This is a genomic window from Pseudomonas frigoris (assembly GCF_047758635.1).
Classification (GTDB): domain Bacteria; phylum Pseudomonadota; class Gammaproteobacteria; order Pseudomonadales; family Pseudomonadaceae; genus Aquipseudomonas; species Aquipseudomonas frigoris.
Window position 1 is genome coordinate 1740135 of the sequence record NZ_CP180479.1, and the last position, 21479, is coordinate 1761613.

A 21479-nucleotide genomic window follows, 5' to 3' on the forward strand; every position below is an offset into this window, starting at 1 on the left:
TTGGATTAACTGCCTTCGTGGGGGCTGCAACTTGGTTAATCACGTTGCCTGGTTGGCGAGGCTGATTTTAGGCGTGGGGGTTACATTCATATAGGCGTGCTTTTGATAAACACCTTTGGCGAATTTCGTAACAATCCCTGTAGATACTCTGTTCACGGTCAAGCTTTCGCGAGATGTTTTTCGCTAAAAAGCTTGGCCGTATTAAATTCTTCTCCGGAGCGCATGCATGCCCATAACCCGGTTAGGTATTTGCGCATGACCGCACCGATGGCCTGCATTTTCTTCTTGCCGCGCGCTACCAGAGCCTCGTAGAAGGCCTTCACATTCTCATCACAACGAATTGCCGTCATCGCCGGCATGAACATCGCTGCGCGCAAGTAAGCATTACCGCATTTGGACATTCGCCCTGGTCGGTTCACGCTGGTGCCTGACTGGGTCAACCTGACATCCAGGCCTGCATAGCGGCTTACCTGCGCCGATTTAAGCGTTACCGGAAGGGTCGTCAGCTCAGCCAGTGCGGCGATGGCTGAGGCTTCTCCAACGCCGGGGGCCGCCATCATGCAGCGAAACTGCAAACTCAGATCCGGGCATTTGGCGATGGCATCACGTGCGGCTTTCTTCAAGCGATCAATCCGTGTGTCCAGCCCTGCAATCGCCTCTTTCTCATCCTCGATCAGCAGCTCCACACTCGTTTCTGTCGCTTGTAGCGCGTGTAATTCGTTTTTGGCTCGTGTTCGATGACCAATCAGCCGATTGATATGGCGGCCAATCGCACGCAGCGTCATTTGATCGGCAGTAGGCGCAACCCAAAGCCTGGGAGTCATGCGCTCGCCATATTCAGCCAGCAATTGAGCGTCTATCTGGTCAGTTTTGCTGTTTTGCAGCATCAATTTTGCAAAATTGTGGAAGCTTTTGGGGTTGATCACCGAGACCGGCAGGCCGGCGGCGTGCAACTCCAATGCAAGATCCAGGTAGTAAATGCCGGTGGCCTCCATGACCACGCTCAGCGGTTTGAGACCCAACATTTTTGTCACGGCAGCCTTACGTCCTTTGGGCGTGTGCTGAATATCCCACTGGCCTGATGTTCTACCGCTCTGCCGCCATCCCATGACAGACGTGCGCGCACCAATGTCTATGCCGACATGAGTATTCATGCTTTTCACTTCCCTGACTTTCGGTAAGATTGCTCCTGGTTCCCCCGACCTCGAACTTCATGCCACTGCAACCTTGTAATGCGAAGTCCGACTTGTCGGCTTCTCGATACTCTTCGTGGTGGGCAATGAGGCGGGGGGGCCTCTCTACAGACAAGGTCAGGAGCAAATCCTGCCTTCAGGAGCGATCGGCCTCCCCCAGAAACGCACTTGCTGTTGTATGAATCCTTGAGCGTAACCTCTCTCGTTGGAATCAAGGTCAACATACAAGGAGCTGCCGAAGGCTGCGATCTTTTGATCTTGGCGGTCCTCGAAGATCAAAAGATCGCAGCCTTCGGCAGCTCCTACATTGGCCATTGGTGGCCGGAATAGAGCGTTTGCACAAAACCTGTGGGAATAGTCACGACATTTAGTAGGGGCTTGTTACTACCATCGTCGAATGGTTCTATAGGCCCGGCCCGGCTACAACTGGGTCATACAAAAACAACTATTCCACCGAGGTAACAAAGATGAGTGCGGCTTCTCTGTATCCCGTTCGTCCCGAGGTTGCGGCCAACACGCTGACTGATGAGGCGACCTACAAGGCCATGTACCAGCAGTCCGTCGTTAACCCGGACGGCTTCTGGCGCGAGCAAGCCAAGCGCCTCGACTGGATCAAGCCTTTCACCACGGTGAAACAGACTTCCTTCGACGATCACCATGTCGACATCAAATGGTTCGCCGACGGCACCCTGAACGTTTCCTACAACTGCCTCGACCGTCATCTGGCCGAGCGCGGCGACCAAATCGCGATTATTTGGGAAGGGGATGACCCTGCCGAAAGCCGCAACATCACCTATCGCGAGCTGCACGAACAAGTCTGCAAGTTCGCCAACGCCCTGCGCGGCCAGGATGTGCACCGCGGCGACGTGGTGACTATCTATATGCCGATGATCCCCGAAGCCGTGGTCGCCATGCTGGCGTGTACCCGGATTGGCGCGATTCACTCGGTGGTGTTCGGTGGTTTCTCGCCGGAAGCCCTGGCGGGCCGGATCATCGACTGCAAATCCAAAGTGGTGATCACTGCTGATGAAGGCATTCGTGCCGGTAAGAAGATCCCGCTCAAGAGCAACGTCGACGACGCGCTGACCAACCCGGAAACCAGCAGCATTCAAAAAGTCATCGTGTGCAAGCGCACCGGTGGCGACATCAAGTGGAACCAGCATCGCGACATCTGGTACGAAGACCTGATGAAAGTGGCAGGCACGGTGTGCGCGCCGAAAGAAATGGGTGCTGAAGAAGCGCTGTTCATCCTTTATACCTCCGGTTCGACCGGTAAGCCGAAGGGTGTACAGCACACCACCGCCGGCTATCTGTTGTACGCGGCGATGACCCACGAGCGCGTGTTCGACTACCGTCCGGGCGAAGTCTACTGGTGCACCGCCGACGTCGGTTGGGTCACTGGCCACACCTATATTGTCTATGGCCCACTGGCCAATGGCGCGACCACCTTGCTGTTCGAAGGCGTGCCGAACTACCCGGACATCACCCGGGTGGCGAAAATCGTCGACAAACATAAGGTCAACATTCTCTACACCGCCCCCACCGCAATCCGCGCGATGATGGCGTCGGGCAAGGCGGCCGTTGAAGGCGCCGATGGCAGCAGTTTGCGTTTGTTGGGTTCGGTCGGTGAGCCGATCAACCCGGAAGCGTGGGACTGGTACTACAAGAACGTCGGCCAATCCCGTTGCCCGATCGTCGACACCTGGTGGCAGACCGAAACCGGCGCGACCCTGATGAGCCCGTTGCCGGGTGCGCACGCGCTCAAGCCGGGTTCTGCGGCACGTCCGTTCTTCGGCGTGGTGCCGGCCTTGGTGGATAACCTGGGTAACATCATCGAAGGCGTTGCCGAGGGCAACCTGGTGATTCTCGATTCGTGGCCGGGCCAGGCGCGCACGCTGTATGGCGACCATGACCGCTTCGTCGATACCTACTTCAAGACGTTCCGCGGCATGTACTTCACCGGTGACGGTGCGCGTCGTGACGAAGACGGTTACTACTGGATCACCGGCCGCGTGGATGACGTGCTCAACGTGTCCGGCCACCGCATGGGGACCGCCGAGATCGAAAGCGCGATGGTCGCCCACCCGAAAGTCGCCGAAGCGGCCGTGGTCGGTGTGCCGCACGACATCAAAGGGCAGGGCATCTATGTCTATGTCACGTTGATCGGTGGCGAAGAGCCGAGCGAGCAGCTGCGTCTGGAGCTGAAAAACTGGGTGCGCAAAGAGATTGGCCCGATTGCCTCGCCGGATGTCATCCAGTGGGCGCCGGGTCTGCCGAAAACGCGTTCGGGCAAAATCATGCGCCGTATCCTGCGCAAGATTGCCACGGCCGAATACGATGGGTTGGGGGATATCTCCACCTTGGCGGATCCGGGTGTGGTGCAGCATTTGATTGATGAGCACAAGATCATGAACGTCGCGTAAGCGTTCCGAGTCATCTAAACCCCGCCAGGTGTTGAGCCTGGTGGGGTTTTTTTATGTCGATCAGGTTTGGATTTTCCGTTGCTTGGGCGGGCCTCTTCGCGAGCAAGCCCGCTCCCACACTAGATCTCCAGTGAGCAGAGAATTTGTGCCAGAAGCAGATCCAATGTGGGAGCGGGCTTGCTCGCGAAGGCGATCTGTCAGACGCCACATAAACAACTGCCAATAATTATCGGCTTCACCTGTAGGTGATTTCCCACTGTTACCCATCACCTTTCAAGTAACTGAATGTGTAACCGCTCGCTCCGATACGGGGCATTGGGAAACGCAAAGTCCCATCATCGGGCCTCCTCAGCCCCTGCAAAAAATAAGACACAACGCTACGCTTGCCGGATTAGAAGGGTTTGCCAATAATAGGCCCGCAATTTGCAGTATAGATCGGTTCACTGTCTTTTGCTCTTGCATGAATTTGCAAGGCTGTCAACGCGCCCAAGCGGCTTTCTCGGTGCTTCTGTAATTAGTTGTCGCATTGAAGAAATATCGGCTTCGGGCCTGTCGTTAGAATGCCGATCACTCGCTCGTTGTTGCTCGCGTTGAAAAAAGCGCGCGATTCCTACGACGCAGCACCGCTTTGCGGTTCCACTCATTCGCATATTGGGCTATCGCTCACTCTGCCGTTTTAGCCCTTTACCGATGGAGTCCCAAGATGAAGAAACTCGTGCTGCTTGGCGCCCTGGCACTGTCCGTGCTGTCCCTGCCGACTTTCGCCGATGAAAAGCCTCTGAAAATTGGTATCGAAGCGGCTTACCCTCCGTTCGCTTCCAAAGCGCCGGACGGCAGCATCGTTGGTTTCGACTACGACATCGGCAACGCTCTGTGCGAAGAGATGAAGGTCAAGTGCGTTTGGGTCGAGCAAGAGTTCGACGGTCTGATCCCGGCACTCAAAGTGCGCAAGATCGACGCGATCCTGTCGTCCATGTCGATCACTGAAGATCGCAAGAAGTCCGTGGACTTCACCAACAAGTACTACAACACCCCGGCTCGCCTGGTCATGAAGGCCGGCACTCCAGTCAGCGACAGCCTGGCTGAGCTCAAGGGCAAGAACATTGGCGTGCAACGTGGTTCGATCCACGAGCGTTTCGCCCGCGAAGTGCTGGCCCCGCTGGGTGCCGAGATCAAGCCTTACGGTTCGCAAAACGAAATTTACCTCGACGTCGCCGCTGGCCGCCTCGACGGCACCGTGGCAGACGCTACGCTGCTGGATGACGGTTTCCTGAAAACCGACGCTGGCAAAGGGTTCGCCTTCGTTGGCCCGGCCTTCACCGACGTCAAATACTTCGGCGACGGTGTAGGTATCGCAGTTCGCAAGGGTGACGCGCTGAAAGACAAGATCAACACCGCGATCACCGCCATTCGCGAGAACGGCAAGTACAAGCAAATCCAGGACAAATACTTCGCCTTCGATATCTACGGCAAGTAACACGTCCCGGCGACAAGTCCGAAATGGCGCAAGCAACAGGATCTCTGAGGTTTGCGCCATTTTTTCATCCCCCTTTTCGAGGACCTGAAACATGTTGAAAGGCTACGGGGCTGTCATCCTCGATGGCGCATGGCTGACGCTTCAGCTCGCCTTGTCGTCCATGGTCTTGGCCATTGTTCTGGGTCTGATCGGCGTTGCGCTGCGTCTGTCCCCGATTCGCTGGCTAGCCTGGTTGGGCGACCTGTATTCCACGGTGATCCGCGGTATTCCCGACCTGGTGCTGATCCTGCTGATTTTCTACGGCGGTCAGGACCTGCTCAATCGCGTCGCGCCAATGCTCGGTTTTGACGACTACATCGACCTCAACCCGCTGGCCGCCGGTATCGGCACCCTGGGCTTCATCTTTGGTGCGTACCTGTCGGAAACCTTCCGTGGCGCCTTCATGGCGATCCCCAAAGGTCAGGCAGAAGCCGGCATGGCGTACGGCATGAGCAGTTTTCAGGTGTTCTTCCGGGTGTTGGTGCCACAGATGATTCGCCTGGCGATTCCGGGTTTCACCAACAACTGGCTGGTCCTGACCAAGGCCACCGCGCTGATTTCGGTGGTGGGGCTGCAAGACATGATGTTCAAGGCCAAGCAGGCGGCAGATGCCACCCGCGAGCCTTTCACCTTCTTCCTCGCAGTGGCGGCAATGTACCTGGTGATCACCAGCGTCTCGTTGCTGGCATTGCGTCACCTTGAGAAGCGCTACTCGGTAGGCGTAAGGGCGGCTGATCTATGATCTTCGACTACAACGTCATTTGGGAGGCCCTGCCGCTGTACTTCGGCGGCCTGGTGACCACCCTCAAATTGCTCGCGCTGTCGCTGTTTTTCGGTCTGTTGGCGGCGTTGCCGTTGGGGCTGATGCGGGTCTCGAAGAATGCTGTCGTGAACATGAGTGCCTGGCTTTTCACCTACGTGATCCGCGGTACACCGATGCTGGTGCAGCTGTTCTTGATCTACTACGGTCTGGCGCAGTTCGAAGCGGTACGTGAAAGCTTCCTCTGGCCGTGGCTGTCCAGCGCGACGTTCTGTGCGTGTCTGGCCTTCGCGATCAATACCAGCGCCTACACCGCTGAAATCATCGCCGGCAGCCTGCGGGCCACGCCGAACGGTGAGATCGAAGCGGCCAAGGCGATGGGCATGTCGCGCTACAAGATGTACAAGCGCATCTTGCTGCCGTCGGCCTTGCGCCGGGCACTGCCGCAGTACAGCAACGAAGTGATCATGATGCTGCAGACCACCAGTCTGGCGTCCATCGTGACCCTGATCGACATCACCGGTGCCGCGCGCACGGTCAACGCGCAGTTCTACCTGCCGTTCGAAGCCTACATCACCGCCGGCGTGTTCTACCTGTGCCTGACCTTCATTCTGGTGCGGATGTTCAAACTGGCCGAGCGCCGCTGGCTGGGCTATCTGGCCCCGCGGAAGCACTGATATGGAACGCATCGATCATTCATTGCCGTGGAGCCACTTGGGCAGCGAACGCCAGATTTCGGTGTTCCGCTTCGGTAGTGGCGAGCGCAAGGCCTACATCCAGGCCAGCCTGCACGCCGATGAACTGCCGGGGATGCGCACGGCCTGGGAGCTGAAAAAGCGCCTGACCGAACTTGAAGCCCAAGGCTTGCTCAACGGTGTGATCGAACTGGTGCCGGTGGCCAATCCACTGGGCCTCGGCCAACTGTTTCAGGGCAGTCATCAAGGGCGTTTTGAGGCGGGCAGCGGCAAGAACTTCAACCGGGATTTCGTCGAGCTGAGCGGGCCAGTGGCCGCCGAGCTGGAAGGGCGCCTGGGTGATGATCCGCACGCCAATATTCAGCTGATCCGTCAGGCCATGAACGATGTGCTCGCCGCATTGCCACCAGCCGCCAGTCAGTTGCAAGGCATGCAGCGCATTTTGCTCAGTCATGCCTGCACCGCTGACGTGGTGCTTGATCTGCATTGCGATGCCGAAGCGGCGCTGCACATGTACGCCTTGCCGCAACACTGGCCGCAATGGCGTTCGTTGGCCGCGCACTTGAACGTAAAGGTGGGGCTGCTGGCGGAAGATTCTGGCGGCAGTTCGTTTGACGAAGCGTGCTCGCTGCCGTGGTTGCGTCTGTCGCGTCTGTTTCCTGATGCGCAGATTCCCTTGGCCTGCCTGGCGACTACCATTGAATTAGGTGGTCAGGCCGATACCGGTCGCCCAGAAGCGATGGCTTACGCCGAAGGCATTCTGGCGTTCCTCGCCGAGCAAGGCCTGATCAGCGGCGAATGGCCAAAACCTGCGCAAGATGCTTGCGAAGGCATGCCGTTCGAAGGCACCGAATTACTGTTTGCGCCACACCCTGGCGTGATCAGTTTCTTGCGTAAACCCGGTGAATGGATTGAAGCCGGCGATGAGATTTTCGAAGTGATCGATCCGTTATCGGATCGGGTCAGCACGGTGTGTGCTGGTACGTCCGGGGTGCTGTTTGCCATTGAACGGCTGCGTTATGCCCAACCCGGTTTCTGGCTGGCCAAGGTGGCGGGGCGCGAAGCGCTGCGTCACGGGCGCTTGCTCAACGACTGACTGACTGTTTTTGTGAGAACCGACCGCATGTACAAACTTGAAGTCCAAGACCTGCATAAACGCTATGGCAGTCACGAAGTGCTCAAGGGCGTGTCCCTGAAAGCGGCGGCTGGCGATGTGATCAGCATCATCGGCTCCAGTGGCTCCGGCAAAAGTACTTTCCTGCGCTGCATCAACCTGCTGGAGCAGCCGCACGCGGGCAAGATTCTGCTCAACAACGAAGAGCTGAAACTGGTCGCCAACAAGGACGGCGCGCTGAAGGCGGCCGACCCGAAACAGCTGCAACGCATGCGTTCGCGCCTGTCGATGGTGTTCCAGCATTTCAACCTGTGGTCGCACATGACCGCGCTGGAAAACATCATGGAAGCGCCGGTCCACGTGCTCGGCATGTCCAAGGCTGAAGCCCGTGAAAAAGCCGAGCACTACCTGAACAAGGTCGGTGTGGCTCATCGTAAAGACGCTTATCCGGGCCACATGTCCGGCGGCGAGCAGCAGCGTGTGGCGATTGCCCGTGCGCTGGCGATGGAACCCGAGGTGATGCTGTTCGACGAACCGACATCGGCACTCGACCCGGAACTGGTTGGCGACGTGCTGAAAGTCATGCAGGCCCTGGCGCTGGAAGGCCGGACCATGGTGGTGGTGACGCACGAAATGGGCTTCGCCCGTGAAGTGTCGAATCAACTGGTGTTCCTGCACAAAGGTGTCGTCGAAGAAAGCGGCAACCCGCGTGAGGTGCTGGTCAATCCACAGTCCGAACGTCTGCAACAATTCCTCTCGGGTAGCCTCAAGTAAACCGATCTCCCGTTGCGCACCGGGATAGTGCATGCTTCGCAATCTAGAGGCTGGCCCCGATTCCCTGTGGGAGCGGGCTTGCCAACCCCTGTAGGAGCTGTCGAGTGAAACGAGGCTGCGATCTTTTGATCTTTTAAAAAGCCAGGATCAAAAGATCGCAGCCTCGTTTCACTCGACAGCTCCTACAGGGGTTGGCAAGCCAGCTCCCACATTTGATCTCTGTTGGTTTTGAGATTTGCGTTCATTTACGGGCTAGCATTGGCCCATGCCTTTAACACTGTTTTCGTTTCGGATTGCCCGCCATGACTGCCCATCGAATTGGTTTCCTGATTTGGCCCAGCACTAAAGCACTAACGCTTGCGCTGGCTGAGGAGGCCTTGCGTGTTGCCCAGCGTGTGCATCCGGACGTTGTCTACGAACTGTCGTTTTTGCAGGCCGAACCGCCGACCGAAGGCGCCTGGAAATTGCCGGGTGAGCCGTGGGCCGGCAAGCTCGAGAACTTCCAGAAACTGTTCCTGCTCGCCGATGAGCCGCCGACTACGCTCGCGCCGGCGCTCAGTAGTTCGCTGAAACAACTGGTGCGTGCTGGCTGCGTGATCGGTGGTTTGTCTGCCGGTGTTTACCCGTTGGCCCAACTGGGTTTGCTCGACGGTTATCGCGCTGCCGTGCATTGGCGCTGGCAGGACGATTTCACCGAACGCTTCCCGAAAGTCATTGCTACCAGCCATCTGTTCGACTGGGATCGCGATCGTCTGACCGCGTGCGGCGGCCTGTCGGTACTCGATTTGTTGCTGGCCGTGCTGGCCCGCGACCACGGCGCCGAGCTGGCCGGTGCGGTATCCGAAGAGTTGGTGGTCGAGCGCATCCGCGAGGGTGGCGAACGCCAACGCATTCCGCTGCAGAATCGTCTCGGTTCCAGCCATCCGAAGCTCACGCAAGCCGTGCTTCTGATGGAAGCCAACATCGAAGAGCCGCTGACCACCGACGAAATCGCCCAGCATGTGTGCGTGTCCCGTCGGCAGCTGGAGCGGATCTTCAAGCAATACCTCAACCGTGTGCCGAGCCAGTATTACCTGGAACTGCGCCTGAACAAGGCCCGGCAAATGTTGATGCAAACCAGCAAGTCGATCATCCAGATCGGCCTGTCGTGTGGCTTCTCCTCAGGGCCGCATTTCTCCAGCGCCTACCGCAACTTCTTCGGCGCCACGCCGCGGGAAGATCGCAACCAGCGGCGCAGCAGCAGCCCGTTCGAACTGTCGTCGGTGCCCTCGGAGCGTGGGTGACAGAGCAACCACGCCACCGGCTGAAGGCTGATTTATTCCTCCATGTCGGAGCCTTCAGAAGTCGAGATATCCATCTCACCTCGATTGATCACCTCTTCCACGCCAAAGTCCACGCCCGTCCGTTCGAAGTAACCGATCAGCCGTAGCAGGCTCTCTTCGGAAAACCGATTACCTCGAAAACTGATGTTTTCAGCGATTTCCACCGGCAGTTCCAGTACGTCGCTGGGGACTTCGGTGATGGCGTTGCCACTGAGGTCGGCCCAGTCCAGCTCTGTCATTTGCAGCAGGCCGTGCGGTATTTCGGTGATACCGGTGTCATTCAGCAGTACGGTCGCGAGCTCCATCATCTGACTCAGGTCAGGCGTTTGCCCCAGGGGATTGTGGGCCAGATCGAGATAATCGAGATGTTCCATTCCCGCCAGCGCACTTGCCGATTCCGCTGACAGTCTGACGCGGCATTCAGGGAGCGACAGCGACCGCAGTTGACCCATCTTGAACACCGCATCGGGAATGTTGCCCAGATTACAGGCGCGAAGCTTGAGGCTTTTGAGGTTGGGGAAAGACTCCAGAAAATGCCCGGCGCGGGTCACTCCGTCGGCGCTGCGTAACCCCAGCGATGTCACATGACTGAAGTCGGCGTTCAGGGTAGGCAGGTCGCCGTTGATGTAGGAATCGAAAACGAGTTCATAGGTGGGCTCCAGCGCCTCATTGAAATCATCCTGTTCGCTTTCATGCCGCCAGCACTGCTCCAGTGTCTGTTTGAACTGGTCGCGGTTCATGTGCTCGACAAGCTGTTGTTGGGCGGTGAACGGTGCGCCCGTCAACGGGTGTTGGGCCGGAAGGTCGGCGGTCCATGCCGCCAAGTCGTTGCTCAGTTGTGCCAACTCTGCTTCAAGGTTTGTCAGCTCGATCCGGCCGTCTGCCAGGGTGCCTGACAGTTCATAGACAAACTCGCTCGCCTGTTCGACCTCCAGGTTCGGGTACAGCGCCCTGACTCGGTTGATGTCCGCCTCTGGGGCATAGATACCCAAATCGTATGAGCTGTCGAAGTAGTGATGCTTGATCAGTTGTCGGGCGTTATCCGAAAGCGGATTGTGCGTCAGGTGTATTGCGCGTTTGGTGTACACCGGGCTTTCGAATAATTGCGAAGGCAGTTCACTGATCCTGTTGTGTAGCAGCTTGGCGGTATCGAGTTTAGGGTGGCGAACTACGCTGTCGGGAATGTTGGTCAGACCGGTACGGCTCAGGTCCAGGTGAACAAGCTCAGGCATGGATTCGACACTGGGCACCATAGTGAACGGGTTCTGGTGCAGATCCAGCATGACCAGTTTGGTCAATGAAGACAGTTTCGCCCAGTTGGCTGCGTCGAACCTGATTCCGCAATCGCTTAACACCAGCGTATCAAGGTCCTTCATTCGAGGAATGGCCTCGGGGAGGGAGGTCAGGGAAAAGCGTTTTAAATCGAGGTGGCGCAAACTGTTGAAGCGCTGAAGAAACTCGGGAACACCCTGCACAGCATTGCTGCCTTCAAGGGACAGCAATGACACATGGGGGAAATCGGCCGTCAGCGTCGGTAGATCGCCAAGAATCGGCCCGGCAAATCTGAGTGTGTAGCGCGGCGTGTCATTCGGGCCATCGAAGTCTCGCTCTGATTGTCGACGCCAGCTGCGCTGGATTTCCTGGGCCAGCAGCCTGCGATTGTGTCGAGCGGCCTGTTGTTCCAATTCGCTCAGAGGGGCCCGGGTTCGCGGGTGAACAGTGGGCGAGTCGTTTAGCCAGGTGTTCAGATCCTGATGCAGTCGCGAGAGCTCGCTGGACAGGCGTGAGAGCTCCGTGCGTGCGCCATCGGGATGCGTTTGTAACTGGACAACAACAGACTGGAGTTCCTCCTCGGAAAGGCTGGGGTAAACCTCGCGAACCCGGTCGTTGAGAGATGGCGTCGGGGCGTAACTGCGCCTGTAACCCTCTGTGCCGCCGGGTAAGCGCATGGTCGTCGGATCGTAGAACGGTTTTCGATGGGGATTTTTTGCGAACAGCTTGCGCAGTGCCGGTTGGTTCAATGCATGTTCGGCGATGCGTACTTTGAGTGACTGAGCGTTTGCTATAGAAGGGTTCAACGCATTGCGCTGTGCTTGCGGCAGCACCTGAAAAAGTCCCTGATAAAAATCACCGGGCACCGATTCGCTGTCTTGATAAACCTGGTAAGTGCCGTCTTCAGCGCGCACCAGTGTTTTCACGATCGGTGCATCGGACTGGCCAATGCTGTCGCGCACAAGTCCGTCATGGGCATAATCCCTCACTTCGATACGCAGCTCGGCGGGAAAACCGGGCAGGGAACTCAGGCTTTGCAAGGCCAGTCGGTGGGCGTCGGTGTTGTCCAGAACGTCGGAATAAAGGCCTTCACAGGCTCTGGTTGCGCGTACGGCCTCCATGGCTTTTAGTGCTGCTTCCTTGAGCCGTTGGGGCGCGCGACCGTTGTGCAGCTGGCGTAACTCGGTCCCGGTTGCATTGCTCACCAGCTCTTGCGCGACATCGGTCGGCAATCCATGCACGTCGTCGAGCAGTCGCTGGACCTGCACGTTGTCGGTTTTCTCCTGCGCGCGATAGCGTGTATCGAACAGCGATTTGTGATGCTTCAGGGCAAGTGCGGCCGTTTGTTTTCTGAATGCTTGCGTTTGGGTTTCCGGTGCCGGCATTGGCGTGTCGACAGGCCAATCGTCGTAGCTGCTCAGTAATTGATGTTGCAGGATCAGATTGGCCTTGCGATAGCGCTCGGGCTGGTCGCTGCCGATCTGTTCGATAAAGGTTTCGATGTCCCGGTTGATCCTGAAGCGCTTGATCGTGTCTGTCAGCAGCGAAGGCGGGCGATAATGTTCGACATGCATTTCGCGCATTACGTTGTCGTGGTAACCGCTGATCCGCAGGATCTGTTCGCGCTCGGTGCTGGTGAACGACTCGACGCTGTGGCCGAGGCGGCGCATGACCTTTTCCCGGTCCCAGTTCAGCGGTTGCTCCAGTTCCGTGTGCCAGGCGCCGTGGTTGTTATGCAGCAGAGGCGGCTGATAGGCATCAGTTCGGTTCGGATGCTTAATCTGAAACGTGCCTGGCACGCGGTCGGGCTTCACGGCATACAGTTTTCCCTCCAATGGCAGCAGCGTCTTGCCCTCGTTTTGATAGAGGCCGAGGTGATCGGGTTTTGCTCCTTCGGGCAAAATGAGTGCTTGTTCGTAAGGCTTGAGATCCGGCTTCCAGTAGCGGGTTTTTCCTTCGGGCGTTGTGACGGGTTTGAGTGGGTCGACAAGCGCAATAGCTTCACGAGAGAGCAGACGGCTGAGGGTTCGGGCAGCGATGGCGCCGCCCACCGCAAATGTCCCCACCTGAACCACCGTTTCGACGAACGTCATCAGATGCCCGAACGCTTCTGTTTTCAGCCCTTCAGCCAGGTCCACTATGCCTTCGAAGGTTTCGTCGAGTAACTGGTAAGCCATGTAGCCCAACATCAATTCGCCGAGAAACGGGACGAAAGGCAACGCAACGAACGTCGCGATTTCAAGGATTGTCGAGGCCACTTTGCTGAAGGCATTCCACAATGCCCATCGCGCGTTGCTGTCGGCAGTGGCGGTGGAGACGGCGAGCGTGCTTGCATCGCTGAGGATCTTGTTCAGCTGTCGCTGATAGAGATGGTTCCACAGGTCCGCTCTGAACGGGATCGCCGAAAATCGCAGATCAGGCTTGTCGATGGGCGTTTCGCGCCAGCTCGGCAGTGGGTCGCCCTGTCGGTGTTGATGCCAGGTCACGCTCTGGAGGCGACGGTTGAGGTCCGCGAAAAAATGTCCTCTTTCCTTATGGTCGACGAAGCGACTGAAGAACGTTTGATAAGCGGGCGAGCGCAGTTTGCGGGTCAACTCGGCCATGAACGCCAATGTATTCGGGTATTCCTTGAGAGGATGCTCTGGATCATCGGGAATGTAGGCAATGATCCGTGTTGCCGTGCGTGCTCGCTCCAGGCTCGTCGCGAAAATGACAATGCCGGTCAGTGAGGAGGACATCATTGTCAAATCGTGACCATATAGCGGCTGCCCATCCAGTCGAGCACCCGAACGCCCTTCCAGAATGCGCAGGATCGAGAGATGGGCATCCGCTGAAATATCCTTTCGGACTTGCGCCATCTGCAGCGCAGATTGGAGTGCTGTTTTGTGCGAGCCGATCACCTTCGATTTCAACACCGCACCGGCCACCGGGTTGGACGGCCCCAGATTGTCTTTGAGGTAAGCGTTGTACCGGGCGCCGATATCCAGTTCCCGGCATAACCGGGCAAAGGCCGGGATAGTGAGCTTTTGCTTGACCGCCGGCAGCGTATCGAACTGCCCTGAGGGCGAAGGTTTGGTGATGAACGTCGAGGCTGACTCGTAAGCCCCTGCCGCTGTTTCCGATTCCTGAAAGTTATGCAGGGCGGCGTCGAGCATCGACACGGTCCAGGTGCGCGCGGCGCCAGTCTTGATTCCGAAAAGCGGCACGGTTTGAGGGATATACAGGCGCAGGAAGGTGGTTTTGACGTCCAGTTCCAGGTCAAACCGGGTTTTCAGGGCGTCGCTCAGCAGCGGTTCGGCAAAGGCTTGTGCGCTTTGCAGCTTCGACAGCATTGAGTCCAGACGATTTCGATGGGTCCAGTGTTCCTGACTGATCTTTTTCAGCGATTGGTGCTGCTGCGGTGTTGCGGTGCCATGCCAGTCCGGCGTCATAAGCGTGGCGTTCTTGAGGGCGCTATGCGTACTGGACGGTGCTTCTAATACCCAGACTGGCAGATTGTTGAACAGGTGATGGTAGTGATCGTCCGGCTGCGTAGCGGATTCACTGCCTCCAGTAGTGGAAAGGCGATCGTTCTCGTATTGGCTCATGCGCTATTCCCTTAGCGTTTTGGATGAGCCGCCAGCAAAACAGACGATGATCGGTTCCGTGCGGTACATATTTACCGCACCGTTCGACAAGCCTGCCTATAACCTGTGCCGGCGGTTTAAACTGCGCCTTTGCGACCCTATATGTCGCATTGCCGTAAACCCGGGAAAAACCGGGGTTTGCGCTATAAGAAGTTGTCGCTTGGCGGCAAGGCCGGGCTGAAAACTGTCCTTACAATCCCCCCATCGCTCGCCAGTTTCAGGCGAGTGTTCCTCATCAGGAGACTCCGATGTCCGTTGAGCACGCTGCGGTACAACGCGCCGATTTCGACCAGGTAATGGTTCCCAACTACGCGCCTGCCGCTTTCATTCCTGTTCGTGGCGCCGGCTCCCGCGTCTGGGACCAGTCTGGCCGCGAGCTGATCGACTTCGCCGGCGGGATTGCCGTTAACGTATTGGGCCATGCGCACCCGGCGCTGGTCGCTGCCTTGACCGAGCAGGCGAACAAGCTGTGGCACGTGTCCAACGTCTTCACCAATGAGCCGGCCTTGCGCCTGGCCCATAAGCTGATCGACGCCACGTTTGCCGACCGCGCGTTCTTCTGCAACTCCGGCGCCGAAGCCAACGAGGCCGCCTTCAAGCTGGCCCGTCGCGTCGGTTTCGATCGTTTCGGCAGCGAGAAGTACGAAATCATCGCCGCGCTCAACAGCTTCCACGGTCGTACCCTGTTCACCGTGAACGTCGGTGGCCAGTCGAAGTACTCCGACGGTTTCGGTCCGAAAATCACCGGTATCACCCACGTGCCGTTCAACGATTTGGCCGCGCTGAAAGCCGCCATTTCCGACAAGACGTGCGCTGTGGTTCTGGAGCCGATCCAGGGCGAGAGCGGCGTGATCCCGGCCGAACTCGAGTACCTGCAAGGCGCCCGTGAACTGTGCACCGCGCACAACGCGCTGCTGATTTTCGACGAAGTGCAAACCGGCATGGGCCGCAGCGGCAAGCTGTTCGCCTACCAGCATTACGGCGTGACCCCAGACATCCTGACCAGCGCCAAGAGCCTGGGCGGTGGTTTCCCGATCGCCGCGATGCTGACCACCGAAGACCTGGCCAAACACCTGGTCGTCGGCACTCACGGCACCACATATGGCGGCAATCCGCTGGCGTGCGCTGTCGCTGAAGCTGTGATCGACGTGGTTAATACCCCTGAAGTACTGGCCGGCGTCAACGCCAAGCACGACAAGTTCAAGGCTCGCCTGGAGCAGATCGGCGAGAAGTACGGCCTGTTCACCCAGGTCCGTGGTATGGGCTTGTTGATCGGTTGCGTGCTGAACGATGCCTGGAAAGGCAAGGCCAAGGACATCTTCAACGCCGCTGAAAAAGAAGGCCTGATGATTCTGCAAGCCGGCCCGGACGTGGTTCGTTTCGCGCCAAGCCTGGTGGTTGAAGACGCCGATATCGATGCCGGTCTGGACCGTTTCGAACGCGCCGCAGCCAAACTGACTCAAGCCTGATAGGCCCTTCGACGCCTGAGTTTCAGGCGTCGAACCAAATTTTTATGCCGGGCCAGATTCAATGTGGGAGCGGGCTTGCTCGCGAAGGCGGACTGACATTCAGCATTGATGTTGAATGTTTTGACCCCTTCGCGAGCAAGCCCGCTCCCACACTGGACACTGAGTAGCTTGAATGCTCGCCCGGCTTATTTTCCTCAAAGAATTTTTAGAAAGGAGTGACACCATGCTGGTGATGCGCCCCGCGCAAATGGCTGATCTGGGCGAGGTACAGCGTCTGGCTGCGGACAGCCCGATTGGTGTCACTTCCTTGCCGGATGACGTTGAACGCCTGAGCGACAAGATCGCAGCAAGCGAAGCCTCGTTCGCCGCCGAAGTCAGCTTCAACGGTGAAGAGAGCTATTTCTTCGTCCTCGAAGACACCGCCACCGGCAAACTGGTGGGCTGCTCGGCCATCGTTGCGTCGGCCGGTTATTCCGAGCCGTTCTACAGCTTCCGTAATGAAACCTTTGTGCACGCTTCTCGCGAGCTGAAGATTCACAACAAGATCCATGTGCTCTCCCAGTGCCACGACCTGACCGGCAACAGTTTGCTGACCAGTTTCTACGTGCTGCCGGAGCTGGTGGGTTCGGCCTGGTCGGAACTCAACTCCCGTGGTCGCTTGCTGTTCGTCGCCAGCCACCCGGAGCGCTTCGCCGATTCGGTGGTGACCGAGATCGTCGGTTACAGCGATGAAAATGGTGATTCGCCGTTCTGGGATGCCATCGGCCGCAACTTCTTCGACCTCAACTACGCCGCTGCCGAGCGTCTGTGCGGTCTGAAGAGCCGGACGTTCCTGGCCGAGCTGATGCCGCATTACCCGATCTATGTGCCGCTGCTGCCGGACTCCGCTCAAGAAGCGATGGGCCAGGTGCACCCGCGGGCGCAGATCACCTTCGACATACTGATGCGCGAAGGCTTCGAGACCGATCACTACATCGACATTTTCGACGGCGGCCCGACCCTGCACGCCCGTGTCTCGGGGATCCGTTCGATCGCTCAGAGCCGGGTAGTCCCGGTGAAAATCGGCGAGCCGGTCAAAGGCGCCGGTCGTCAGTACCTGGTGGCCAACGCCCAGTTGCAGGATTACCGCGCCGTTTTGCTTGAGCTCGATTACGCGCCGGGCAAACCCGTGACCCTGGATCTTGAAGCGGCCGAAGCCCTGGGCGTCGGTGAAGGTGCCAGCGTGCGCCTGGTGGCGGTTTAGCGCCTGCTTTAATCCTAGAGAGAATTGCCTAGAAAGCAGCGAAGTTTCACGGGTGGCGTCTGCGACCCGTTTGAGGAGATAGCATGATCGTTCGTCCCGTACGCAGCAGCGATTTACCCGCTCTGATCGACCTGGCCCGCAGCACCGGCACCGGCCTGACCACCTTGCCGGCCAATGAAGAGCGTCTGGCCCATCGGGTCGGCTGGGCCGAGAAGACCTTCCGCGGCGAAGCCGGGCGGGGCGATGCGGACTACCTGTTCGTGCTCGAAGATGATGACGGCCGCGTGGTGGGTATTTCCGCCATCGCTGGAGCCGTCGGTCTGCGTGAGCCTTGGTACAACTTCCGGGTTGGCCTGACCGTCAGCGCTTCGCAAGAGTTGAACATCTATCGCGAAATTCCAACGCTGTTCCTGGCCAATGACCTGACCGGCAATTCCGAGCTGTGCTCGCTGTTCCTGCACGCCGACTACCGCACTGGCCTTAACGGTCGCATGCTGGCCAAGGCGCGGATGCTGTTCATCGCCGAGTTCCCGCAGCTGTTCGGCAACAAGATCATCGCCGAGATGCGCGGCATGTCCGACGAAGCCGGGCGTTCGTCGTTCTGGGAAAGTCTGGGGCGTCACTTCTTCAAGATGGAATTCAGCCAGGCTGACTACCTGACCGGCGTGGGCAACAAGGCCTTCATCGCCGAACTGATGCCGAAATTCCCGTTGTACACCTGCTTCCTGTCGGAAGATGCACGCAACGTGATCGGCCAGGTTCATCCGGACACCGAGCCGGCGTTGGCCATGCTCAAAAGCGAAGGTTTCAGCTATCAGGGCTACGTCGACATCTTCGACGCCGGTCCTGCGGTGGAGTGTGAAACCGGCAAGATCCGCGCAGTGCGCGACAGCCAGGCGCTGGTGCTGGCCATCGGCACGCCGGGTGACGACGCCACGCCGTTCCTGATTCATAACCGCAAGCGCGAAGACTGCCGGATCACTGCTGCTCCTGCACGTTTCGCCGCCGGTACGCTGGTGGTCGATCCACTGACTGCCAAACGTCTTCAACTCAACGCCGGCGATCAAGTGCGCGCCGTTCCGTTGTCCGCTGCCAGGGAGTCGAAATAATGAATTCGCTATACATCGCAGGTGAATGGCTGGCCGGCCAGGGTGAAGCCTTTCAGTCGCTGAACCCGGTCACCCAGCAAGTGCTGTGGGCCGGCGAGGGCGCTACCACTGCTCAGGTTGAATCGGCCGTGCAAGCCGCGCGCCAGGCATTCCCGAGCTGGGCCCGGCGTACCCTGGAAGAGCGCATTACAGTGCTGGAGGCCTTTGCCGCCGCGCTGAAGAACAATGCTGACGAACTGGCTCGCACTATCGGTGAGGAAACCGGCAAACCTTTGTGGGAAGCGGCGACTGAAGTCACCAGCATGGTCAACAAGATTGCGATCTCGGTGCAGAGCTACCGCGAACGTACCGGCGAGAAGAGCGGCCCGTTGGGCGACGCCACCGCCGTGTTGCGCCACAAGCCACACGGTGTGGTCGCGGTGTTCGGGCCTTACAACTTCCCGGGTCACTTGCCGAACGGTCACATCGTGCCGGCGCTGCTGGCCGGTAATAGCGTGCTGTTCAAACCCAGCGAGCTGACGCCGAAAGTCGCCGAGCTGACGGTCAAGTGCTGGATCGAAGCCGGTCTGCCGGCAGGCGTGTTGAACCTGCTGCAAGGCGCTCGTGAAACCGGTATCGCCCTGGCGGCGAACCCAGGCATCGACGGTTTGTTCTTCACTGGCTCCAGCCGCACCGGCAATCACCTGCATCAACAGTTTGCCGGTCGTCCGGACAAGATCCTCGCGCTGGAGATGGGCGGTAACAACCCGCTGGTCGTTGATCAGGTCGCAGACCTCGATGCTGCCGTTTACACCATCATTCAGTCGGCATTCATTTCCGCCGGTCAGCGTTGCACTTGTGCACGCCGCTTGCTGGTGCCGCAGGGCGCCTGGGGCGACACGCTGCTGGCGCGTCTGGTGGCGGTCAGCCGTACGATTGAAGTCGGCGCGTTTGATCAGCAACCGGCACCGTTCATGGGCTCGGTGATTTCCCTCGGCGCTGCGAAAGCCCTGATGGATGCGCAGGAACATCTGCTGGGTAACGGCGCAGTAGCATTGCTGGAAATGACTCAACCACAGGCTCAAGCCGCCTTGCTGACCCCGGGCATTCTGGACGTCACGGCAGTGGCTGATCGCCCTGACGAAGAGCTGTTCGGCCCGCTGCTGCAAGTGATCCGCTACGCTGATTTTGAGGCGGCGATCGCTGAAGCCAACGACACCGACTATGGCCTGGCGGCCGGTCTGCTGTCGGATTCCGAAGCGCGTTATCAGCAGTTCTGGCTGGAAAGCCGTGCTGGCATCGTCAACTGGAACAAACAGCTGACCGGTGCTGCGAGCAGCGCGCCATTCGGCGGTGTCGGCGCCTCGGGCAACCACCGCGCCAGCGCCTACTACGCGGCAGATTACTGCGCGTACCCGGTTGCTTCGCTGGAAACGCCGAGCCTGGTGATGCCTGCGACCCTTACGCCAGGCGTGAAAATGGCGTAACGCCCAATCGCGAGCAAGCTCGCTCCCACATTGGAATGCATTTCCCTGTGGGAGCGAGCTTGCTCGCGATGGCCGCGACTCGGTCGCACTGAACAGTTAGTTACTGAAGCCTATAACAACAGATTCTCGTGGAGCCTCGCTGATGAAATCCTATGAAGTCAATTTTGACGGTCTAGTGGGGCCGACCCATAACTACGGCGGTTTGTCCTACGGCAACGTCGCGTCCCAGAGCAATAGCCAGCAGTCTTCGAACCCGAAGGAAGCCGCGCTGCAAGGCCTGGCGAAAATGAAGTCGCTGATGGAAATGGGCTTTCAACAGGGCGTGCTGGCCCCGCAGGAACGCCCGGACGTGGCAGCCCTGCGTCGTTTGGGTTTCAGCGGTACCGACGCTCAGGTGATCGAACAGGCGGCTAAAGATGCGATGCCGCTGCTGGTCGCCAGTTGTTCTGCGTCGAGCATGTGGGTGGCCAACGCCGCCACTGTCAGCCCGAGCGCCGACACCGCGGATGGCCGTGTGCATTTCACCGCGGCCAACCTGAACTGCAAATATCACCGCAGCATCGAACACCCGACCACCAGTCGCGTGCTGGGGGCGATGTTCGCTGACCAGAAGCACTTCGCTCATCACGCCGCCTTGCCGGCCGTGGCGCAGTTCGGTGACGAAGGCGCAGCCAACCACACCCGTTTCTGCCGTGAATACGGCGAAGCAGGCGTCGAGTTCTTCGTGTTCGGTCGCAGCGCGTTCGACACCCGTTACCCGGCACCGCAGAAATACCCGGCACGCCAGACCCTCGAAGCCTCCCAGGCGGTTGCCCGCCTGCACGGCCTGAGCGATGACGGCGTGGTCTACGCTCAGCAGAACCCTTCGGTGATTGATCAGGGCGTGTTCCACAACGATGTGATCGCGGTGGGTAACGGCGAAGTTTTGTTCTATCACGAGGATGCGTTCCTCGACACCGAGCAGATGCTGGCCGAATTGCAGAGCAAACTCGCCAAAGTCGGTGGGAAATTTCAGTCGATCTGCGTACCGCGTTCCGCGGTCACCGTGGAAGACGCCGTTCGTTCCTACCTGTTCAATAGCCAACTGCTGTCGCGTCCTGACGGCTCGATGCTGTTGATCGTGCCGGAAGAATGCCGAGGCAACGAGCGTGTCTGGCAGTACCTGCAAGGGTTGACCAGCTCTGGCGGCCTGATCCGCGAAGTGAAAGTGTTCGATTTGAAGCAGAGCATGCAGAACGGCGGCGGCCCGGCTTGCCTGCGACTGCGCGTCGCGCTCAACGAAACCGAACTGGCGGCCGTCAACCCAGGGGTTATCATGACGGCGCCGTTGTACGGCACGCTGACCGAATGGGTCGACAAGCACTACCGCGACCGCATGACCGAAAACGATCTCGCGGACCCGCAATTGCTGCTTGAGTGCCGGACGGCACTGGATGAACTGACACAAATCCTTAAACTGGGCGCGGTTTATCCATTCCAGATCAATTGAACGTCGAG

14 protein-coding genes are annotated in these 21479 nt (G+C 58.6%); 12 read left to right on the forward strand and 2 right to left on the reverse strand.

The genetic code is table 11. The features are described from left to right. Positions 1-158 precede the first annotated feature (158 nt). Positions 159-1154: an IS110 family transposase gene (locus ACMXYH_RS07865; RefSeq protein WP_415765780.1), complete on the reverse strand. Its 996-nt coding sequence runs from the start codon at positions 1152-1154 to the stop codon at positions 159-161. 506 nt (positions 1155-1660) lie between these two features. Here ACMXYH_RS07865 and acs point away from each other — a divergent pair. The 7 genes from acs to argR all read left to right on the forward strand — a co-directional run bounded on the left by acs (position 1661) and on the right by argR (position 9758). Beyond that, a complete protein-coding gene (gene acs, locus ACMXYH_RS07870; protein WP_129437654.1) occupies positions 1661-3616 on the forward strand; it encodes an acetate--CoA ligase in 1956 nt (651 codons plus the stop codon). 703 nt (positions 3617-4319) lie between these two features. After that, on the forward strand, positions 4320-5093 hold the full coding sequence (locus ACMXYH_RS07875) for an ABC transporter substrate-binding protein (RefSeq protein WP_008154331.1): 774 nt from the start codon (positions 4320-4322) through the stop codon (positions 5091-5093). 91 nt (positions 5094-5184) lie between these two features. Then, entirely contained in the window at positions 5185-5874 is a 690-nt protein-coding gene (locus tag ACMXYH_RS07880; RefSeq protein WP_008154330.1) for an ABC transporter permease, read from the forward strand. Then, a complete protein-coding gene (locus ACMXYH_RS07885; protein WP_415766768.1) occupies positions 5871-6569 on the forward strand; it encodes an ABC transporter permease in 699 nt (232 codons plus the stop codon). The genes ACMXYH_RS07880 and ACMXYH_RS07885 overlap by 4 nt, the downstream gene beginning before the upstream one ends. 1 nt (position 6570) lies before the next feature. Beyond that, complete coding sequence (locus ACMXYH_RS07890) at positions 6571-7683, forward strand: M14 family metallopeptidase (RefSeq protein WP_415766769.1); 1113 nt, start codon at positions 6571-6573, stop codon at positions 7681-7683. Between the two features lie 27 nt (positions 7684-7710). Next, positions 7711-8475: an ABC transporter ATP-binding protein gene (locus ACMXYH_RS07895; RefSeq protein WP_008154324.1), complete on the forward strand. Its 765-nt coding sequence runs from the start codon at positions 7711-7713 to the stop codon at positions 8473-8475. Between the two features lie 302 nt (positions 8476-8777). Next, complete coding sequence (gene argR, locus ACMXYH_RS07900; RefSeq protein ID WP_129437648.1) at positions 8778-9758, forward strand: transcriptional regulator ArgR; 981 nt, start codon at positions 8778-8780, stop codon at positions 9756-9758. 32 nt (positions 9759-9790) lie between these two features. On the opposite strand, the gene ACMXYH_RS07905 is transcribed toward argR, so the two are convergent. Beyond that, entirely contained in the window at positions 9791-14656 is a 4866-nt protein-coding gene (locus ACMXYH_RS07905) for a dermonecrotic toxin domain-containing protein (RefSeq protein WP_415766770.1), read from the reverse strand. Between the two features lie 287 nt (positions 14657-14943). On the opposite strand from ACMXYH_RS07905, the gene ACMXYH_RS07910 reads away from it, so the two are divergent. The 5 genes from ACMXYH_RS07910 to astB all read left to right on the forward strand — a co-directional run bounded on the left by ACMXYH_RS07910 (position 14944) and on the right by astB (position 21471). Next, a complete protein-coding gene (locus ACMXYH_RS07910) occupies positions 14944-16164 on the forward strand; it encodes an aspartate aminotransferase family protein (RefSeq protein ID WP_129437644.1) in 1221 nt (406 codons plus the stop codon). 223 nt (positions 16165-16387) lie between these two features. Then, positions 16388-17407: an arginine/ornithine succinyltransferase subunit alpha gene (aruF, locus tag ACMXYH_RS07915; RefSeq protein ID WP_008154316.1), complete on the forward strand. Its 1020-nt coding sequence runs from the start codon at positions 16388-16390 to the stop codon at positions 17405-17407. 83 nt (positions 17408-17490) lie between these two features. Then, on the forward strand, positions 17491-18516 hold the full coding sequence (gene astA / locus ACMXYH_RS07920; protein ID WP_129437640.1) for an arginine N-succinyltransferase: 1026 nt from the start codon (positions 17491-17493) through the stop codon (positions 18514-18516). After that, complete coding sequence (gene astD / locus ACMXYH_RS07925) at positions 18513-19982, forward strand: succinylglutamate-semialdehyde dehydrogenase (RefSeq protein ID WP_165353308.1); 1470 nt, start codon at positions 18513-18515, stop codon at positions 19980-19982. The genes astA and astD overlap by 4 nt, the downstream gene beginning before the upstream one ends. 142 nt (positions 19983-20124) lie before the next feature. Continuing rightward, a complete protein-coding gene (astB, locus tag ACMXYH_RS07930) occupies positions 20125-21471 on the forward strand; it encodes an N-succinylarginine dihydrolase (RefSeq protein WP_033056736.1) in 1347 nt (448 codons plus the stop codon). Positions 21472-21479 lie beyond the last annotated feature (8 nt).

Coding starts and splice junctions, on each gene's coding strand:
- ACMXYH_RS07865 (WP_415765780.1), bottom strand. CDS start 1,154: ATGAATACTCATGTCGGCATAGACATTGGTGCGCGCACGTCTGTCATG.
- acs (WP_129437654.1), top strand. CDS start 1,661: ATGAGTGCGGCTTCTCTGTATCCCGTTCGTCCCGAGGTTGCGGCCAAC.
- ACMXYH_RS07875 (WP_008154331.1), top strand. CDS start 4,320: ATGAAGAAACTCGTGCTGCTTGGCGCCCTGGCACTGTCCGTGCTGTCC.
- ACMXYH_RS07880 (WP_008154330.1), top strand. CDS start 5,185: ATGTTGAAAGGCTACGGGGCTGTCATCCTCGATGGCGCATGGCTGACG.
- ACMXYH_RS07885 (WP_415766768.1), top strand. CDS start 5,871: ATGATCTTCGACTACAACGTCATTTGGGAGGCCCTGCCGCTGTACTTC.
- ACMXYH_RS07890 (WP_415766769.1), top strand. CDS start 6,571: ATGGAACGCATCGATCATTCATTGCCGTGGAGCCACTTGGGCAGCGAA.
- ACMXYH_RS07895 (WP_008154324.1), top strand. CDS start 7,711: ATGTACAAACTTGAAGTCCAAGACCTGCATAAACGCTATGGCAGTCAC.
- argR (WP_129437648.1), top strand. CDS start 8,778: ATGACTGCCCATCGAATTGGTTTCCTGATTTGGCCCAGCACTAAAGCA.
- ACMXYH_RS07905 (WP_415766770.1), bottom strand. CDS start 14,656: ATGAGCCAATACGAGAACGATCGCCTTTCCACTACTGGAGGCAGTGAA.
- ACMXYH_RS07910 (WP_129437644.1), top strand. CDS start 14,944: ATGTCCGTTGAGCACGCTGCGGTACAACGCGCCGATTTCGACCAGGTA.
- aruF (WP_008154316.1), top strand. CDS start 16,388: ATGCTGGTGATGCGCCCCGCGCAAATGGCTGATCTGGGCGAGGTACAG.
- astA (WP_129437640.1), top strand. CDS start 17,491: ATGATCGTTCGTCCCGTACGCAGCAGCGATTTACCCGCTCTGATCGAC.
- astB (WP_033056736.1), top strand. CDS start 20,125: ATGAAATCCTATGAAGTCAATTTTGACGGTCTAGTGGGGCCGACCCAT.